The following is a 15,846-nucleotide window of genomic DNA, read 5'->3' as shown; positions in this document are numbered from 1 at the left end:
CGGAATTAGTCTAATTTATTGATGTAATAATTAGGATATTTTGATTTGGTAAAGGTAAAATGATTTTTTGATAATGGCTGATTTGTTTTAAAAGAATTAACAGTTAAAGTGGTTTTTGTCCCATTTTTGCCTACTTCAATTACGGTGTAAATGTGTTTGGTTTGAACATCAATACCTATTAAGATTTCTTTACGTTGGTCTTTGCCACTGTTTGGAGTTAATTTAACGTACTGAATTTTTCTTCCTTTTAAATTTTGAGGTATATCCCAACTGTATTTGTACCCTGTATTAAAGAAAGTCAACATCTTGTTAGGCGTGATGGCATTTTCATCATTTGCATCAAAATTAGCGATGGTAATTTCTTCGTCTTCAGGAACAATCGTATAGACTTTTTTTCCATCGAAAATTTTGGTTACTCCCATAAAATTTAGGTTGTACAAGTTTCCTTGTAACGCTACATTTCCTTTGCTTTCTTGGTTGATGTTTTCCTTTGGGTTGTGTAGTGAATATTTAAAATCAATCACAATATTATCATATGATTTTACCTTAGCTGATACTTCATCTAATAACTCTTTTGCTTTTTTAGCATCTTGAGCTTGGATAGTAAAACCTATAAATAGTGCGATTGCTAGTTGTAAAAAACGTATCATTTTAAAATTAATTATTTTGTTCATTGTTTAAAAAGTGTTCTAAAGCTATTAAATCGGGTATTAAAACGGAACGGGCTTTACTACCTTCAAAAGGACCTACAATACCAGCGGCTTCTAATTGGTCAATTAAACGACCCGCTCTATTGTAACCTAATTTCAATTTTCTTTGTATTAAAGAGGCACTTCCTTGTTGGGCTGTCACAATGACTTCTGCTGCTTCTCTAAACAAAGAATCTCTTTCGGATATGTCAATATCAAGTTTTATGCCACTTTCATCCCCAACATACTCAGGAAGTAAATAAGCTTCAGGATATGCTTTTTGTGAACCTATGAAATCACAAATCTTATCCACTTCTGGTGTGTCAACAAAGGCACATTGTACACGAGTAATGTCGTTTCCTTGCGTATAAAGTAAATCACCTCGTCCAATTAATTGATCCGCTCCTTGACTATCTAAAATTGTACGTGAGTCGATTTTAGAAGTTACACGGAATGCAATACGCGCAGGGAAATTCGCCTTAATAATCCCCGTAATTACATTTACCGATGGACGTTGTGTTGCAATAATTAAGTGAATTCCAATAGCACGTGCTAACTGAGCTAAACGAGCAATTGGTGTTTCTACTTCTTTACCCGCTGTCATAATTAAATCGGCAAACTCGTCCACTACTAACACAATATATGGTAAAAAGCGGTGACCATTTTCTGGATTTAATTTTCGGTTTCTAAATTTCTCGTTGTATTCTTTAATGTTACGAACCATGGCATCTTTTAATAAAGAATAACGGTTGTCCATTTCAATACATAACGAGTTCAATGTATTGATTACTTTAGTATTATCAGTAATAATAGCATCTCCACCATCAGGAAGTTTAGCTAAATAATGACGTTCAATTTTATTGAATAAAGTTAATTCTACTTTTTTCGGATCCACCAAAACGAATTTTACTTCGGCTGGATGTTTTTTGTATAATAACGAAGTCAACACGGCATTCAATCCTACCGATTTTCCTTGACCCGTAGCACCTGCCATTAATAAGTGAGGCATTTTAGCTAAGTCTACTACAAAGGTTTCGTTAGAAATGGTTTTTCCTAAAGCAATTGGTAACTCCATTTCAGCTGTTTGGAATTTCGGAGAAGCAATTACGCTCTTCATCGAAACCATTGTTGGATTGTTGTTTGGTACCTCAATACCAATAGTTCCTTTTCCAGGGATTGGTGCGATGATACGAATTCCTAAAGCCGCCAAAGACAAGGCAATATCGTCTTCTAAGTTTTTGATTTTAGAGATACGGATTCCAGCATCTGGTACAATTTCGTATAAAGTAACCGTTGGACCAACAGTCGCTTTAATTTGCGAAATACCAATGCTGTAATTTTTTAAAGTATCAACAATTTTATTTTTGTTTTCTTCTAATTCGGCTTGGTTAATGGTAATCCCGCCAGAAGAATATTCTTTTAATAAATCAATAGGAGGGAATTGGTAATTCGATAGTTCTAATGTTGGGTCAAAAAGACCAAAATCTTGTACCAATTTAGCCGCTAAGTTTTCTTCAACCACTTCCTCTTCTGCCACTTTTTCAATTACAAAAGCGTCTTCGTTTACGAAATCTTCTTTTGGAATGCTTCTGTCTTCGATAGAAAAATTAGTTACTTCTGGAGTTTCAACTTTTGGTTTTGGGTCTAAAGTTAATTCCGATGCTGTAGCAATTGTTGGTTTTAAAGCTTCTTTGTTGATTTCGAAATTCGAAGGATAGGTTTTCAATTCAAAATTCCCCATTTCTTCTTCGTCTTCAGTCAAGATAAAGTCTTCTTTTGAATTGGTTGGTGAAGTTATTGGTAAATCGGTATTTACTTCATCTTCCGTTTCATCTGTACTGTTTTCTGGTACTGGAACTATTGTATTTGCAGCAGCGATATCTTCATTTAATTCGGACTGAGGTTTTTCAAAAACTTTGGTAAAACTTTCGGGTGACATCTTGATTTTGAAAACTAAGAATAATACGATTCCGAATAAAAGCACTAATAAAGTTCCTGTTTTTCCGATGTAATCTTGAATGAAAAGATTCATTTCAAAACCAACAGTTCCTCCCAATTGTGGAATGTATTCCCAGAAAAAACCTAGAATAATAGAAATAAAAATTATCAGATAAAAATCCCAAAAAAAGCTTTTCTTTAATTTCGATAAAGCCATGTCCAATACTAAGTAAGCTCCCATTAAAAAAAGGATTCTCACAAAAATAAATGAGGCTACTCCAAAACCTTTGTAAAGGAAAAAGTCGGCTAAGAAAGCACCAAATTTCCCTAACCAGTTCTCGGCTTTAACACCTCTATTTGCTAATTCAGATACAATATTTTGATCGTTATTTCCTGTTATGAAGTAAGAAATAAAGGAAAGTAATAAAGCTATAGAAAAGAAAATCAATAGAATACCGAAAATAAATTTCTGTTGACGACTTAGGCGCCAAGAGAATTTTTCTTTGGTTTCAGAAGGAGAATTTACGGAATCTTTACTTGTTTTTTTGGCCATGTAAACGGATCAATTTTTACAAAAGTAGCTAAATTAAAACAAATATGGAAAATAAATAATGCATCCAATTGCAATAGCGGTTAGGGCAGCAAAAAATACAGCTCCAGCGGCAATATCTTTAATAAAACCAATGCGTTCATGAAAATCGGGATGCACGAAATCAGCTATTTTTTCGACTGCAGTATTTAACCCTTCTATACTTAGTACTAATCCAAATACTAGAATTTGCATCATCCATTCAACACGATCAATTCCAAAGTAGAATCCTGCAATTGTCATAAGTACAGCCAAAGAAGATTGTACCATAACACTATGCTCGGTAGTAATTAATTTAATAGCGCCTTTTACGGCAAATCCAATGCTTTTTAATCGGCCTGTAAAAAGGGTTTCGTCTTTTTCGAATTTCATTTTGTTTGTTTAAATTTAAAAACTGTCCTGAAATTGAATAATCAACTTTAGGACAGTTTAGTTTCTTATAGTACTGCTAAAGCAGCATCGTAATTTGGCTCGTCAGCAATCTCTTTCACTTGTTCTGTGTGAAGAATTGTTCCGTTTTCGTCTAAAACAATTACCACACGAGAATGTAAACCTGCTAAAGGACCATCAGTGATTTCTAAACCATAGTTTTTTCCAAAACTACCGTCTTTAAAATCTGATAAGTTAATTACGTTTTCTAAACCTTCAGCGCCACAAAAACGTTTTTGAGCAAAAGGTAAATCTCTAGAAATACACAATACTTTAGTGTTTGCTAAAGCACTTGCTTTTTCATTAAACTTTCTAACCGAAGCCGCACAAGTTCCCGTATCAACACTTGGGAAAATGTTTAAAACTAGTTTAGAACCAGCAAAATCAGCTAAAGTTGCTGTTCCTAAATCGGTTTTTACTAAATTAAAATCAGTAGCTTTTGAACCTACTGCTGGCAAATCGCCATTTGTGTGAATTGGATTTCCTCCTAATGTAATTGATGCCATAACTTTTTTTTTGAGTAACAAAAGTAAAGAATAATTGGTTAAAGTGTATCTTATCGTTTACTTAAGATTATTTTTTTTTTAGTTTTTTAAAACCAAGATTTTGTTTTTGGCGTAAATGCCATTATAAAACTTAAAAAAATATAATATGAAAACGAACAAATTTTTTGCTACTGCAATTGTAGCTTTCGGATTATTAGTTGGAACAACTTCTTTTGCTCAAATGAAAGAAAAAACGGTTGAAGTAGGAGGTGCTCCTATGTATTCAAGTAAAAACATTGTTGAAAATGCGGTTAATTCTAAAGACCACACTACATTAGTTGCTGCTGTTAAAGCTGCTGGATTAGTTGATGTTTTAATGTCAGAAGGACCATTCACTGTTTTTGCCCCAACAAATGCAGCGTTTGCTAAATTACCTGCAGGAACAGTTGAAACCTTGTTAAAACCAGAAAATTTAAAAACGTTACAAACTATTTTAACGTATCATGTTGTAGCAGGAAAAATGAATGCTAAAGATATTGATGCTGCTATTAAAAAAGGAAACGGAAAAGCTACTTTAAAAACAGTTAGCGGTGGTACATTAATAGCTTGGATGAAAGGTAAAGACTTATATATTACCGATGAAAACGGGAATAGTGCGAAAGTTACTATTGCCGATGTAAATCAAAAAAATGGTGTAATTCATGTAGTGGATACTGTGGTTACACCTAAATCATAATGCTTAAAATCTTTAGTTTAGTTTGTTAAAAGAAAAGCTCTGAGTTTTAATTCAGAGCTTTTTTATTTATTGTTGTAACCAATTCTTAAAATCAAAGAAGTTTTGAGGTGCTACACCATGACCGACAGGATATTCGAGATATTCGACTTTTAATCCTAAATTTTCTAAAGCTGGTTTTGCTTTTCGTGCCCAATCTACTGGAATTACTTGGTCAACCGAACCATGAGAAACGAAGAATTTTAGATGTGAAATCGCTTTTGAATCAATAACTTCTGGCATAATTTCTTGATTGAAATAGCCGCTTAACGCCACGACTTTAGCTACTTTATCAGGATAGGTTAGGGCAGTAGCATAACTTAAAATGGCGCCTTGACTGAAACCAATTAAGGTTACATTTTTTGCATCGATTGGATATTGTTTTAGGATTTCGTCAATAAAACCTGCAATTAACTCAACCGACTGTTTCGCTTGTACATTATCCGAAAACTTATTTTCATCAGCATCAAAATGAATGGCATACCAAGCGTGTCCGTAAGGCTGTAATTCATAAGGTGCACGAACCGAAATTACGTAACTATCATTTGGTAATTCGCTAGCAAAGGAAAATAAATCTTCTTCGTTGCTTCCATAACCGTGTAATAATAGTAATAATGGATTTTTATCGTGTTTTACTTTTGGTTCTTGAATTAAGTAGTGTAAGTTCATTTTTAAATAAAGGTTAAAAGTTTAAGTGTTTAAAAGTTTAAAAGGACTTGAAAACTTTTTGATATAGTTCTCCCAAAAAAGGAACGATTTTCATTTCGCCATTTAAACAATTGATAAAACCATAAATCCACAGGATGAAAATGAATATCCAAAATGAAGCCGAAACCATCCAATTGTCAAAGTAACCAACGGGATATCCTAATAAAAAGAAGGTTAAGAAAATACCTAATGATTGTCTAATGTGAAAACTAGCAAATTCACTACGATTTTCTTCTTGATTCATAAATATTGCAATTATTGACCCTACAATAGTTAAATAGCTTACAATTGCTGTTTGTTTACCTTTATTTATTTCGTTCATGATTTAATGACTTTTTAATTTTACTTTTTTCAGTTCATTCTTTTACACCCCTAAAGTCCCCTCAAGGGGACAATCCAATTAATAAATTATTATTTATTCATTATCAATTGTCCGTTATTGTAAATTCCTATCGCTTTTCCCTTCATTTTTTGTCCTAAGAAAGCCGAATTTTTAGATTTAGAAAGGATGTTTTCTTTTCCAAATGTCCAATTATCTTCTGTAGTGAAAAGCGAAATATCAGCTTTATTTTCGGTTTTTATTGAAGGGTTTTCTACTTTGAAAACCAGTTTGTTAGTGTTTAGTTTTTCAACTACAACTTCAAGTGGTAAAATGGTTAGTAAAGCACCAAAAGCACTCTCTAATCCTATGGTTCCATCCTTCGCTAAATCAAATTCTAATTTCTTGTGTTCGATGTCTAATGGATTATGGTCTGAAGTGATGCAATCAATCGTTCCGTCTAGAACAGCTTCTACTAAAGCTTTTCTCGTAGCTTCTTCGCGTAATGGGGGCAATACTTTGTATCGGGTATCAAATCCCATTAACACTTCGTCGTTTAAGACTAAATTGTGAACGGCAACGCTACAAGTCACTTGTAATCCTTTTGCTTTTGCTTCTTTGATTAATTTGATGCTGCCTTGAGTTGAAATGGTTGGGATATGTAATTTTCCGCCTGTATATTCTAATAAAAATAAGTTACGTGCGACTTGTAATTCTTCTGCTAAAGCCGGAATTCCTTTCATACCAAGTTTTGTACTTACTACACCTTCATTTGCTATTCCAATTCCTTTCAAAGTGCTATCTTGACAAAAGGCGATCAACATGCCGTCGAAATCTTGTACGTATTGCAACGCAATTTTTTGAAGATTTGCATTTTGTAAGGCTTTTTTATAATCCCCGAAAGCAATGGCTCCGGCGTTTTTCATGTCGAATAATTCCGCTAAATCCGTTCCTTCGCTACCTTTAGTTAAGGCTCCGATGGGATATAAAGTTGTCGCTTGATTTTTAGCTCTATCCAATACAAATCGTACTTGTGCTTGATTGTCGATGGTTGGATTTGAATTCGGTTGTAAAGCTACCGCTGTAAATCCACTTTTGGCTGCGACTTTCAATCCGTTTTCTATGGTTTCGCGGTCTTCATAGCCTGGTTCTCCAAAAGAAACCGAGCTGTCCATCCAACCTTTAGAAACGTGTAGATTTGGAATATTTACTACTTCAAAACCCGAAGTAGCGGTGATTTCTTTTTCTATTTGAGTTATCGTGCCGTTTTCAATTTTGATGTCCATCACTTGGTTGTGAAACGGACTTGAAGCGTCGATAATTTTGGCTTGTTTTAGAATAACTTGCGTCATTTTACAAATTTTTGGATTAGTAGTTCTGTTATTAAAAATAGTAGTGTTGCGATGATAAACCATTTCCAAATTTCATTGCTTGTACGTTCAGAAGCAATGTCGTTTAGAACTGTGGATATGTTGTTTACTTTGGTAAAATTCTCAAAATTGGCAGTCGAAACTTGTGTTAGATCGCTTTCCGTTCTTGGATAGTTGAAGCTGATTTTCTTTAACGAATTGTTCGCTTTTATCACATCAAAATTCCCTGCTTCTTCAAGATAATCGCCAAATGACAGTTTGCATTTGGTATTCAAAATTTGTTGCATTGGAATGAAACTATAACCATCTTTTTGTACTGAAACGACTTCGTCTTTTGCTAAAATAGTTTCTAAAATCAGGTTTTCGTTTTCTCCAATTGTGTATGCGTTAATTCCTGTTTTACCTTGATTTTGTCCCATGTTGTAAAAGGTTGGAACAATCAAAGGTGCATTCTGAAAATTACTATTTTGCTTGTTTATCGGAGCCGAAAAAGCGTAAAATGTTCCCAATCGATTCGTTGTCGAACCCACAAAAACTAAATTGTCTTCGTATTGTAAAATATTCGTAATTCCTGATAAAGTGAAACCTTCTTTAACATTTGGATATTGAAAATTAGTCACTTTTTTCTCAAAAACTGTTTGATATAAAGGATGATTAAAGTTGATTTTTGTGATTTGTTTTCCAGAAGTGGAAAGTTGGGAATAATTGAATCCACCAAAGTTTTTCGCAAAAGCATTTAATAGACTTGGCGTATTTTTCGCATTCGGAATTAAAACAATATTGCCGCCTTTTTCGAAGAAGGATTTTAGTGTTGTTCCCAATGCAACTGGCAAATCTTCTAATTCATTTAACACAATCGCATCTTGATTTTCGATTTGATTGTAATCCAACGTAGCCAATTCGGTACTTTGAAAATTGAATTCATCTGAAGTAAAAATGCGACTTAAAAAATTGTTCTTTTCCGAATTTCCGATAGCAATTACGTTTGCTTTTTCGGGTTTTGAAATACTTAAGAAATAGTCGTTGTCATAATGTAAACTATTGTCTTCTATGCTAATATTTCCGTGGAAATCGTTTTTTGGAATGGTGATTGCAATTTCTGTCTTTTGCGTTTCAAATTTTGCGATGGTTTTAGCAATTGCTTTGTTGTTACTAAAAACAGAAAGTGGCACTTCATTTTCGGTTTCTCCAAAAGCTTGAAGCGTGATTTTCAATTCGTAAAACTGATCCAAAACTTGAGAAATAGTAACTTTATCAATACTGATGTTGGTTTTGTTTTGCGCTTCGGGTTGGATGAAATACACTACGTTATTTTCTGCTAATTCCAAGGCTTTTTTACTTTCCGATTGAATCGCATCGGTAATGATAACGTAATCTTTTTTTGTGTTTTTCTTTTTGGTTTCGACTTGATTGATCAAATAATCCAATTGAAACGGCATCGCTGAATACTTCAAATTCTGCAATTCTTTTTGAATGGATTTGATATCGGTGTCCCAAAAAACTTCGGAATTCGTTAGTAAGGAAAATTGTTGGTTTTCGGGTAATTCTTCTAATAAAACTTGAATGCTTCGTTTGAGTAATTCGCCTTTTGCGCCTTTGGCTTGCATCGAAAACGAGTTGTCTAATAAAATGATGAGTTCGTTTCCTTTGTTTGTGGTGTCTTTGGCGTCAAAAAAAGGTTGGGCAAAAGCTATAATCAAACAAGCCAACAACAATAAACGTGTCGCCAACAACAACCATTTCTTGATTTTAGAACTTTTTCGGGTTTGAATTTGAAGTTCTTTAAGAAGTTTTACGTTAGTAAAATATTCTTTTTTAAAACGTCGTAATTGAAATAAATGCACCAAAATTGGTATGACCAACAGAAAAAGGAAGTAGAGAATTTCTGGATGTTTGAACTGCATTTATAATTAGAATTTGTCAAAAGTACGAAATTCAATTTAGAATTTAGAATTTAGAATTCAGAAAATGTTGTATAGTATTTTTTGGAACGCAGATGACACGGATTTGAGAAATTTACACGGATTTTTACTGCCAACTCAAAACTGAACACTGATCACTAAAAAATTATCTCTTCTTTTTCTTCTCTGCGCGTTTTCTTTCCACAGCTCGGTTTCTGGATTCGGTTTTTCTTGGAGTACGTTTTCCAGGACCGCCTAGGTTGACTTTTTTGTTTTTGTCTTTCTTTTGATGGAACGCGTCACCACCTTCTTTTTTAGGGGTTTTTAGTAAGAACTTCATTTTTTTCTTTTCCTTTTCAAAGTCTAAATAGCGTTCTTCTATTTTTAAATCTTCTGGAATAGGAAGTTCTTTGATTTCGGTATTCATTAATAATTCTACCTCAATTTTTGGCTCAATTTCACTTGGAGAAATCAAACTTATGGCAACACCTGTTTTATCAGCACGACCCGTTCTACCGATACGGTGCATGTATTTTTCAGGTTCTTCTGTAAATTGTAAGTTGATAACGTGTGTAATATCCGAAATATCTAAACCACGTGCCATGATATCGGTTGTAACCAAACCTCTTAATTCGCCCGCTTGAAAAGCAGCCATCGTATTCAAACGATAATTTTGCGATTTGTTTGAGTGAATGACACCAAATTGCTCTGGAAATTCGCTTTCCAAGGTTTCAGAAACCAATTCTACAATTCGTTTGTTGTTTACGAAAATCAATACACGATCCATTCCTTCAGTTTCACGAACCAAATGTTTCAATAGGTTCAATTTGGTCAAGAAATTCGGAACTTGATATACAATTTGCTCGATTTGTTCTAACGGAGTTCCGCTTGGTGCCAAGGAAACTTCTTCAGGAAAATCGAAATATTCATCTAACATTTCATCGACTTCTTCGGTCATGGTGGCCGAGAATAAGATGTTTTGTTTTTTACCACGCATCATGGTTAAAATCGAAGTCAATTGCGCACGGAAACCTAAGTTTAAGATTTCATCAAATTCGTCAATGACTAATTTTTGCAAGGCATCAAAACGTAAAACACCGTCAAGCGCTAAATCCATAACACGACCTGGCGTTCCAACTAAAATATCGACACCTTCTGCTAGTGCTTTTCTTTGCGTGTTGATGTTAACGCCACCATATATACCAAGAGTTCGTACACTCATGTATTTGGTTAGTTTTTCTACCTCTTCAGCTACTTGTACTACTAATTCACGCGTTGGAACTAAAATAACTACTCTTGGCGATTCGTTATTTTGGAATTTCCATTGTTTTAAAATAGGTAATAAGTAGGCGAATGTTTTACCGGTTCCGGTTTGTGCAATTCCCATTACGTCTCTTCCTGATAGAATTACAGCGTGCGATTTTTCTTGAATAGGCGTAGCGTGCACAAAACCCAATTCGTCTAATGCTTTTTGTAGTGATTTTGGTAAATCGAATTCTAAGAAAGTTTTCATATGCGTAAATAAAATTGTTGGCAAAGGTACATAAACTTTTTGGAATGGTATTTGTGCCTTGCTGCGAGAGTAAACTAGTTGTATTTACTTCATTTTATTAGTACTTTCGATTTTTAAACAATAAATTCGCCGAAGTTTAGTTTTTACTCCAGCTATGAAATTGAAACTTTTTCTTTTTTTCTTTATTTGTGTTATTTCCTGGGAAGGAAAGGCGCAAACCATTGAAAAAAAAGCAGATAGTATTTCGATTTATCAGGATATTAATGATCTATCAAAAAGAAATAAGTTTTCTCGTTTTGTTTATAAGCTAATTTTTAGAGAATCGGCTTTAAAAGCAGAAAATTTGATTCCATCCAAGCCAAAGAAGGAAGAAAAAGTAGTCAAAAAACATCAAGAAGGAAAGATTATTCGAAACATTACAATTGAAACGTTAGATCCATTTGGGTTTTCGGTCACAGATGAAAAAAAACTCCCAAAACGTAAATTAGAGAATTTTGGTAATTCGGTTCATATTAAAACTAAGGAAATAACAATTCGAAATATCATGCTTTTTAAGAAGAATGATAAATTAGATGCTAAGTTATTGTTAGAATCAGAACGATTGATAAGAAGTCAGCGTTATATTCGAGAAGTAAAGATTGTTCCCGTTGATATTCCTAAAAACAAAGATTCTATCGATATTAAAATTAGAGTTTTAGATTCATGGACTTTAATTCCAACCGGTAGTTTGTCATCTACAGAAAGTAGTGCTAAGTTAACTGAGCGTAATATTTTAGGTTTTGGACATTTGATAAGCGGAAACATTAAAAATCGTTTTGACACTAGAGAGCGAGCGGTTTATGCTCAGTATTCTATCAATAATATTAAGAATACCTATTTCCGTTTTGATTTGGATTATGCGAATGAATTCAATAATGATAGTAAACGAAGTGTCAACATCAATCGCCCCTTTTATTCTGTTATTGCCAAAAACGCAGGAGGTTTTTACTTTGAGAATAGTTTACGAACCGAGCAATTTCCAGTTTTAGATACGATTTCGTTGCAAAATGTTTCTTATGATTTTCAGGAGTATTGGTATGGTAGGGCTTTTAAAATAAATTCAAAATCAAATCCTGAACGTTATTTTACGAACTTGATTTTGGCTTTAACTTACAATCAAAAAGTATTTGGAAGAATGCCAGAAGCTACTTTAGATCCATCCAATTATTTTTCTAATGAGAAGAATTGGATAGGAATGATTGGGGTTTCTAAACAAAAGTTCTATCAAGACACCTTTGTTTTCAATTATAATATTACTGAGGATATTCCGTATGGAGAAAATATTGCTTTAATCATTGGTCATCAAGAAAAAAACAGCAATTCTCAAATGTACACCGGTTTGAGTGTTTCTTATGGTAAAAAATATTCTTTTGGTTATGCTAGTGGTTTTGCTGAATGGGGAAGTTTTTACGATGCAGGATTTACCGAACAAACCACTTTTAGATTGGGTTTGAATTATTTTAGTCCCTTAATTAATTTGGGAAGTTGGCGATTCCGACAGTTTATAAAACCCACTTATGTTTGGGGAAACAATCGAGATGAATCGTTTAAAGATCGTTTGATTTTTTTTGAAGCAGATGGTTTACCTGGATTTAATAGTCGTTTGAATGGTACTCAAAAATGGACCCTTTCTTTTCAAACACAATCGTATATTCCGGGAAGTTGGTATGGTTTCCGATTTAGTCCGTATCTTAACATGACGTTAGGTTCTTTAGCAAACGAAAAAGCTTTGTTTTCGAGTAAAGTGTATTCGAAATTCAGTATTGGTGCCTTAATTAATAATGACTTTTTGGTGTTTAATAGTTTCCAAATTTCGTTCTCGTATTATCCTACGATTCCTTTTGAAGGTGATGGTATCAACAAATTCAATTCGCTAGAAAACACGAATTTATCACTTTATGATTTCCAATTGTCAAAACCGGCTTACATTCGATATGAATAGTTTTTTGGTTTCAAGTTTCAAGTATTTACACAGAGATACACAGAGTTTTTTTAACTTAGTTAACGTTGAAAGAGATACATGGAGTCGTTTCACTTTTTCTTAATTCTCAAAACACTTTCCGTCTAGTTTGTCATGCTGTCAAGCATCTCTTTTATGAACTTTTCTCAGCTTAACAATTCACTTTTTCCTTATATGACTTATATGTTTTTATTTCAGGTTTTAAGTTTCAAGTTTCAAGTTGAACTTAAATCGTCATTGAAAACAGCTTTGTTTCTGGTGCTTTTCTGATTAATCTTAAATCAAATGCCATACAGATATTTCTAACGAATGGTTTTCCTTTTTCGGTTACAGTAATCGTGTCATCTTGAATGGTTAATAAACCGTCGTCTTGCATTTCTTCTAAACTAGCCAATACCGAAGGTAATTCAGGAAAATCTAAAGCTTTATCTTTCCAAGAAGTGGTAAATTGGCACATTAAATTCAGGATGTGTCTTCTGATAATTAAATCTTCTGGTGTTAAAACATGACCTCTGAAAATTGGTAATTGATTATCGGCTAAATGCGTGTAATAATCTTCGATTGTTTTTTCGTTTTGTGCAAAACTATACCAGCTATCACTAATAGAAGAAACGCCTAAACCAATCATCAATTGCGTTTTTGAAGCGGTATAGCCCATGAAATTACGGTGTAGTTTTCCTTCTTTAAATGAAGTAAACATACTGTCGTTTTCTAATGCAAAATGGTCCATTCCAATTTCGTGGTAACCGTTTTGTGCTAATTGCTTTTTACCTTCTTCATACAACATGCGTTTCTCGTCGTCTTTTGGTAAATCTTCATCTTTAAATCCGCGTTGGCCATTTCCTTTAATCCATGGCACGTGCGCGTAGCTGTAAAAAGCCAATCTATCGGGTTGTAACGATTTGGTTTTATCAATTGTATCTTTAACATCGGCTAATGTTTGAAATGGTAATCCGAAAATTAAATCGTGACCAATTGACGTATATCCAATTTCTTTTGCCCAAAACGTAACTTTAGCTACATTATGAAAAGGTTGAATTCTATGAATGGCTTCTTGTACTTTTGGTGAATAATCTTGCACGCCAAAACTTACGCGTCTAAAACCTAAATCGTATAAAGTTTGTAAATGTTGTTTTGTAGTATTATTTGGATGTCCTTCAAAGCTAAATTCGTGTTCTTCAGCTTTAGTTGCGTATTGAAAAATACCATTTATCAAACGTTCTAAATTTTCAGGTGAAAAGAATGTTGGAGTTCCTCCACCTAAATGAATTTCTTTAATAATCGGTTTTCTTGGGAATAAATCGCAATACAATTTCCATTCTTTAATCACCGCAGTTATGTAAGGATCTTCTACTTCATGACGTTTGGTAATTCGTTTATTGCATCCACAAAAAGTACACAAACTTTCACAAAACGGAAGGTGAATGTATAAACTTATGCCTTCTGTAGCATTTGATTCTTTGAAAGATTGTAACAAAGTTCGTTTCCAATCTTCTAAATGGAATTTTTCCTCTTCCCAGTAAGGAACAGTTGGATAACTAGTATAGCGAGGTCCTGGAACATTATATTTTTGGACAATTGAGACTGACATAGCAATAGATTTTTAGCATTGTACAAATTTAAAGCGCTTCTGAAAAATAAAAAATGATAATTGTCATGTTAAGTTTGTGTAACAAATATTACAGAAAAAAGATTTTTCAAATTGTACCTTTGGTAAAGAATAAAAAGTGAAATTATGAATGCAAAATTTAATGATATTATTAACGGTAACGATTTGGTTTTAGTAGATTTCTATGCCGATTGGTGCGGTCCTTGTAAAATGATGTCGCCCATATTGCAAGAAGTAAAATTGAATTTAAAAGATGCTGTTAAAATTATAAAAGTAAATGTCGACCAACACCAAGATTTGGCAAGTCATTTTATGGTAAGAGGAGTGCCAACCTTAATGTTATTTAAAACAGGAAAAATGTTATGGCGCCAATCAGGAGTTTTGAGTGCTAGAGATTTATCAGCTATAATTAGTAATCATTTAAATTGATTTTTTGTATATTTATAAACGAAAACAAACAAAAACATAAAAATAATGAAATTAAAAGTATTGAGTTTGGTCATTCTATTTTTTGGATTGACTTCTTGTTTGAAGAATCAAGCAGATGGTGTTCAAGTTTTAGAAGTGTCTAAATACGAGAAAAAGATGACACAACCTGAAGTACAATTGGTAGATGTTCGTACACCTGAAGAATTCAGCGAAGGTCATTTAGAAAATGCAATAAACATTGATGTTACGGCAGATGATTTTGATGCTAAAGTAGCTAGTTTAGATAAAGAAAAACCTGTGATGGTGTATTGTAAATCAGGTGGAAGAAGTGCAAAAGCTTCTGCAAGATTAAAAGAATTAGGTTTCAAAACTATTACCGATTTAGAAGGCGGAATTACCAATTGGAATAGTGAAAACAAACCTGTAGTAAAATAAACGTAAAACTTTAGACTATGAAGAAAAATATTGGAACTGCCGATCGTTTTGTACGCGTCATGATGGGTGTTATTGCCATTATTCTTGGTCTTTCAGGAATCTTAGATGGTAATTTAAAATGGATTGCTCTTGTTGTTGGTGTAGTAATGATTACTGTTGCATCGGTGCAGTTTTGTCCTTTTTATACATTGTTTGGAATTAATACTTGTAAAGTAAAAGCAAAAAAATAATTATAATTCAATTTTTATATAAGTATGATTTACTTTGGTAAATTGTACTTTTTTATTTTATAAAATATGATAACTTGGCATGATTTTGAGAAAGTTGAAATGCGCGTTGGAACAATTATTGAAATAAATGATTTTCCAAAAGCAAATAAACCTGCATATCAATTAACAATTGATTTTGGTGTTGAATTAGGAATTAAAAAATCATCCGCTCAAATTACCAAACGTTATTCAAAAGAAGATTTAATCGGGAAACAAATTATTGCTGTTGTCAATTTTCCTAAAAAACAAATTGCAGATTTTATGAGCGAATGTTTGGTTTTGGGTTCGGTTGGAGAAGAGAACGATATTGTTTTGCTGACTTCTGATATTCGGGTTGAAAATGGATTGCGTATTGGATAAAAAAAATCCCAAATTCAATTAAGAGTTTGGGA

General features: G+C 33.3%; 16 protein-coding genes. 6 read left to right on the top strand and 10 right to left on the bottom strand.

What is annotated here, in order from left to right:
- Positions 1–5: 5 nt before the first annotated feature.
- The 4 genes from ACE3PD_RS04865 to tpx all read right to left on the bottom strand — a co-directional run bounded on the left by ACE3PD_RS04865 (position 6) and on the right by tpx (position 4,151).
- Positions 6–650 (bottom strand): outer membrane lipoprotein carrier protein LolA, encoded by a 645-nt coding sequence (locus ACE3PD_RS04865; RefSeq protein ID WP_374400086.1) that lies wholly within the window; start codon positions 648–650, stop codon positions 6–8.
- Positions 651–657: 7 nt separating this feature from the next.
- On the bottom strand, positions 658–3,180 hold the full coding sequence (locus ACE3PD_RS04860) for a DNA translocase FtsK (RefSeq protein WP_374400084.1): 2,523 nt from the start codon (positions 3,178–3,180) through the stop codon (positions 658–660).
- A gap of 33 nt (positions 3,181–3,213) precedes the next feature.
- Positions 3,214–3,588, bottom strand: a complete 375-nt coding sequence (locus ACE3PD_RS04855; protein ID WP_026726726.1) for a diacylglycerol kinase — start codon at positions 3,586–3,588, stop codon at positions 3,214–3,216.
- Positions 3,589–3,653: 65 nt separating this feature from the next.
- Positions 3,654–4,151 carry a thiol peroxidase gene (gene tpx / locus ACE3PD_RS04850; RefSeq protein WP_374400081.1) on the bottom strand — a complete coding sequence of 166 codons (498 nt, stop codon included), beginning with the start codon at positions 4,149–4,151 and terminating at the stop codon, positions 3,654–3,656.
- 145 nt (positions 4,152–4,296) lie between these two features.
- On the opposite strand from tpx, the gene ACE3PD_RS04845 reads away from it, so the two are divergent.
- A complete protein-coding gene (locus tag ACE3PD_RS04845) occupies positions 4,297–4,866 on the top strand; it encodes a fasciclin domain-containing protein (protein WP_374400079.1) in 570 nt (189 codons plus the stop codon).
- A 66-nt stretch (positions 4,867–4,932) separates the two neighbouring features.
- Here ACE3PD_RS04845 and ACE3PD_RS04840 read toward each other — a convergent pair whose 3' ends face one another.
- The 5 genes from ACE3PD_RS04840 to ACE3PD_RS04820 form a co-directional block, all read right to left on the bottom strand.
- Positions 4,933–5,571, bottom strand: coding sequence for an alpha/beta hydrolase (locus ACE3PD_RS04840; RefSeq protein WP_374400076.1), 639 nt, complete (start codon positions 5,569–5,571; stop codon positions 4,933–4,935).
- A gap of 37 nt (positions 5,572–5,608) precedes the next feature.
- A complete protein-coding gene (locus ACE3PD_RS04835) occupies positions 5,609–5,932 on the bottom strand; it encodes a DUF4870 domain-containing protein (RefSeq protein ID WP_374400073.1) in 324 nt (107 codons plus the stop codon).
- Positions 5,933–6,021: 89 nt separating this feature from the next.
- Positions 6,022–7,281, bottom strand: a complete 1,260-nt coding sequence (locus ACE3PD_RS04830) for a dihydroorotase family protein (protein ID WP_374400070.1) — start codon at positions 7,279–7,281, stop codon at positions 6,022–6,024.
- Positions 7,278–9,203 carry a BatA domain-containing protein gene (locus ACE3PD_RS04825; protein WP_374400067.1) on the bottom strand — a complete coding sequence of 642 codons (1,926 nt, stop codon included), beginning with the start codon at positions 9,201–9,203 and terminating at the stop codon, positions 7,278–7,280. Before ACE3PD_RS04825 ends, ACE3PD_RS04830 begins: the two co-directional genes overlap by 4 nt.
- Positions 9,204–9,366: 163 nt before the next feature.
- The gene (locus tag ACE3PD_RS04820) at positions 9,367–10,713 is read right to left on the bottom strand and encodes a DEAD/DEAH box helicase (RefSeq protein ID WP_374400065.1); all 1,347 of its coding nucleotides are present in this window, start codon (positions 10,711–10,713) and stop codon (positions 9,367–9,369) included.
- Positions 10,714–10,867: 154 nt separating this feature from the next.
- On the opposite strand from ACE3PD_RS04820, the gene ACE3PD_RS04815 reads away from it, so the two are divergent.
- Positions 10,868–12,694: a hypothetical protein gene (locus ACE3PD_RS04815; RefSeq protein WP_374400062.1), complete on the top strand. Its 1,827-nt coding sequence runs from the start codon at positions 10,868–10,870 to the stop codon at positions 12,692–12,694.
- 244 nt (positions 12,695–12,938) lie between these two features.
- Here the strand turns inward: ACE3PD_RS04815 and hemN are convergent, their stop codons facing one another.
- The gene (gene hemN / locus ACE3PD_RS04810; RefSeq protein ID WP_374400060.1) at positions 12,939–14,303 is read right to left on the bottom strand and encodes an oxygen-independent coproporphyrinogen III oxidase; all 1,365 of its coding nucleotides are present in this window, start codon (positions 14,301–14,303) and stop codon (positions 12,939–12,941) included.
- A gap of 144 nt (positions 14,304–14,447) precedes the next feature.
- On the opposite strand from hemN, the gene trxA reads away from it, so the two are divergent.
- From trxA to ACE3PD_RS04790, 4 genes are all read left to right on the top strand, one after another.
- Complete coding sequence (gene trxA, locus ACE3PD_RS04805; RefSeq protein ID WP_026726428.1) at positions 14,448–14,750, top strand: thioredoxin; 303 nt, start codon at positions 14,448–14,450, stop codon at positions 14,748–14,750.
- 45 nt (positions 14,751–14,795) lie between these two features.
- A complete protein-coding gene (locus tag ACE3PD_RS04800; RefSeq protein ID WP_374400056.1) occupies positions 14,796–15,185 on the top strand; it encodes a rhodanese-like domain-containing protein in 390 nt (129 codons plus the stop codon).
- 17 nt (positions 15,186–15,202) lie between these two features.
- Positions 15,203–15,415 (top strand): DUF2892 domain-containing protein, encoded by a 213-nt coding sequence (locus ACE3PD_RS04795; RefSeq protein ID WP_374400053.1) that lies wholly within the window; start codon positions 15,203–15,205, stop codon positions 15,413–15,415.
- 66 nt (positions 15,416–15,481) lie between these two features.
- On the top strand, positions 15,482–15,814 hold the full coding sequence (locus ACE3PD_RS04790) for a tRNA-binding protein (protein WP_374400051.1): 333 nt from the start codon (positions 15,482–15,484) through the stop codon (positions 15,812–15,814).
- Positions 15,815–15,846 lie beyond the last annotated feature (32 nt).

It is taken from the genome of Flavobacterium sp., assembly GCF_041911335.1.
In the GTDB taxonomy this organism is placed as follows: Bacteria; Bacteroidota; Bacteroidia; order Flavobacteriales; family Flavobacteriaceae; genus Flavobacterium.
Note: the sequence above shows the minus strand (reverse complement) of the source record. Positions and strands in the feature narration are given on the sequence as shown.

What these genes read in the sequence shown, in the direction of transcription:
- ACE3PD_RS04840 (WP_374400076.1), bottom strand. Translation starts at nt 5,571, where the DNA reads ATGAACTTACACTACTTAATTCAAGAACCAAAAGTAAAACACGATAAA.
- trxA (WP_026726428.1), top strand. Translation starts at nt 14,448, where the DNA reads ATGAATGCAAAATTTAATGATATTATTAACGGTAACGATTTGGTTTTA.
- ACE3PD_RS04800 (WP_374400056.1), top strand. Translation starts at nt 14,796, where the DNA reads ATGAAATTAAAAGTATTGAGTTTGGTCATTCTATTTTTTGGATTGACT.
- ACE3PD_RS04795 (WP_374400053.1), top strand. Translation starts at nt 15,203, where the DNA reads ATGAAGAAAAATATTGGAACTGCCGATCGTTTTGTACGCGTCATGATG.
- ACE3PD_RS04865 (WP_374400086.1), bottom strand. Translation starts at nt 650, where the DNA reads ATGATACGTTTTTTACAACTAGCAATCGCACTATTTATAGGTTTTACT.
- ACE3PD_RS04830 (WP_374400070.1), bottom strand. Translation starts at nt 7,281, where the DNA reads ATGACGCAAGTTATTCTAAAACAAGCCAAAATTATCGACGCTTCAAGT.
- ACE3PD_RS04845 (WP_374400079.1), top strand. Translation starts at nt 4,297, where the DNA reads ATGAAAACGAACAAATTTTTTGCTACTGCAATTGTAGCTTTCGGATTA.
- ACE3PD_RS04860 (WP_374400084.1), bottom strand. Translation starts at nt 3,180, where the DNA reads ATGGCCAAAAAAACAAGTAAAGATTCCGTAAATTCTCCTTCTGAAACC.
- tpx (WP_374400081.1), bottom strand. Translation starts at nt 4,151, where the DNA reads ATGGCATCAATTACATTAGGAGGAAATCCAATTCACACAAATGGCGAT.
- ACE3PD_RS04820 (WP_374400065.1), bottom strand. Translation starts at nt 10,713, where the DNA reads ATGAAAACTTTCTTAGAATTCGATTTACCAAAATCACTACAAAAAGCA.
- ACE3PD_RS04790 (WP_374400051.1), top strand. Translation starts at nt 15,482, where the DNA reads ATGATAACTTGGCATGATTTTGAGAAAGTTGAAATGCGCGTTGGAACA.
- ACE3PD_RS04825 (WP_374400067.1), bottom strand. Translation starts at nt 9,203, where the DNA reads ATGCAGTTCAAACATCCAGAAATTCTCTACTTCCTTTTTCTGTTGGTC.
- hemN (WP_374400060.1), bottom strand. Translation starts at nt 14,303, where the DNA reads ATGTCAGTCTCAATTGTCCAAAAATATAATGTTCCAGGACCTCGCTAT.
- ACE3PD_RS04815 (WP_374400062.1), top strand. Translation starts at nt 10,868, where the DNA reads ATGAAATTGAAACTTTTTCTTTTTTTCTTTATTTGTGTTATTTCCTGG.
- ACE3PD_RS04835 (WP_374400073.1), bottom strand. Translation starts at nt 5,932, where the DNA reads ATGAACGAAATAAATAAAGGTAAACAAACAGCAATTGTAAGCTATTTA.
- ACE3PD_RS04855 (WP_026726726.1), bottom strand. Translation starts at nt 3,588, where the DNA reads ATGAAATTCGAAAAAGACGAAACCCTTTTTACAGGCCGATTAAAAAGC.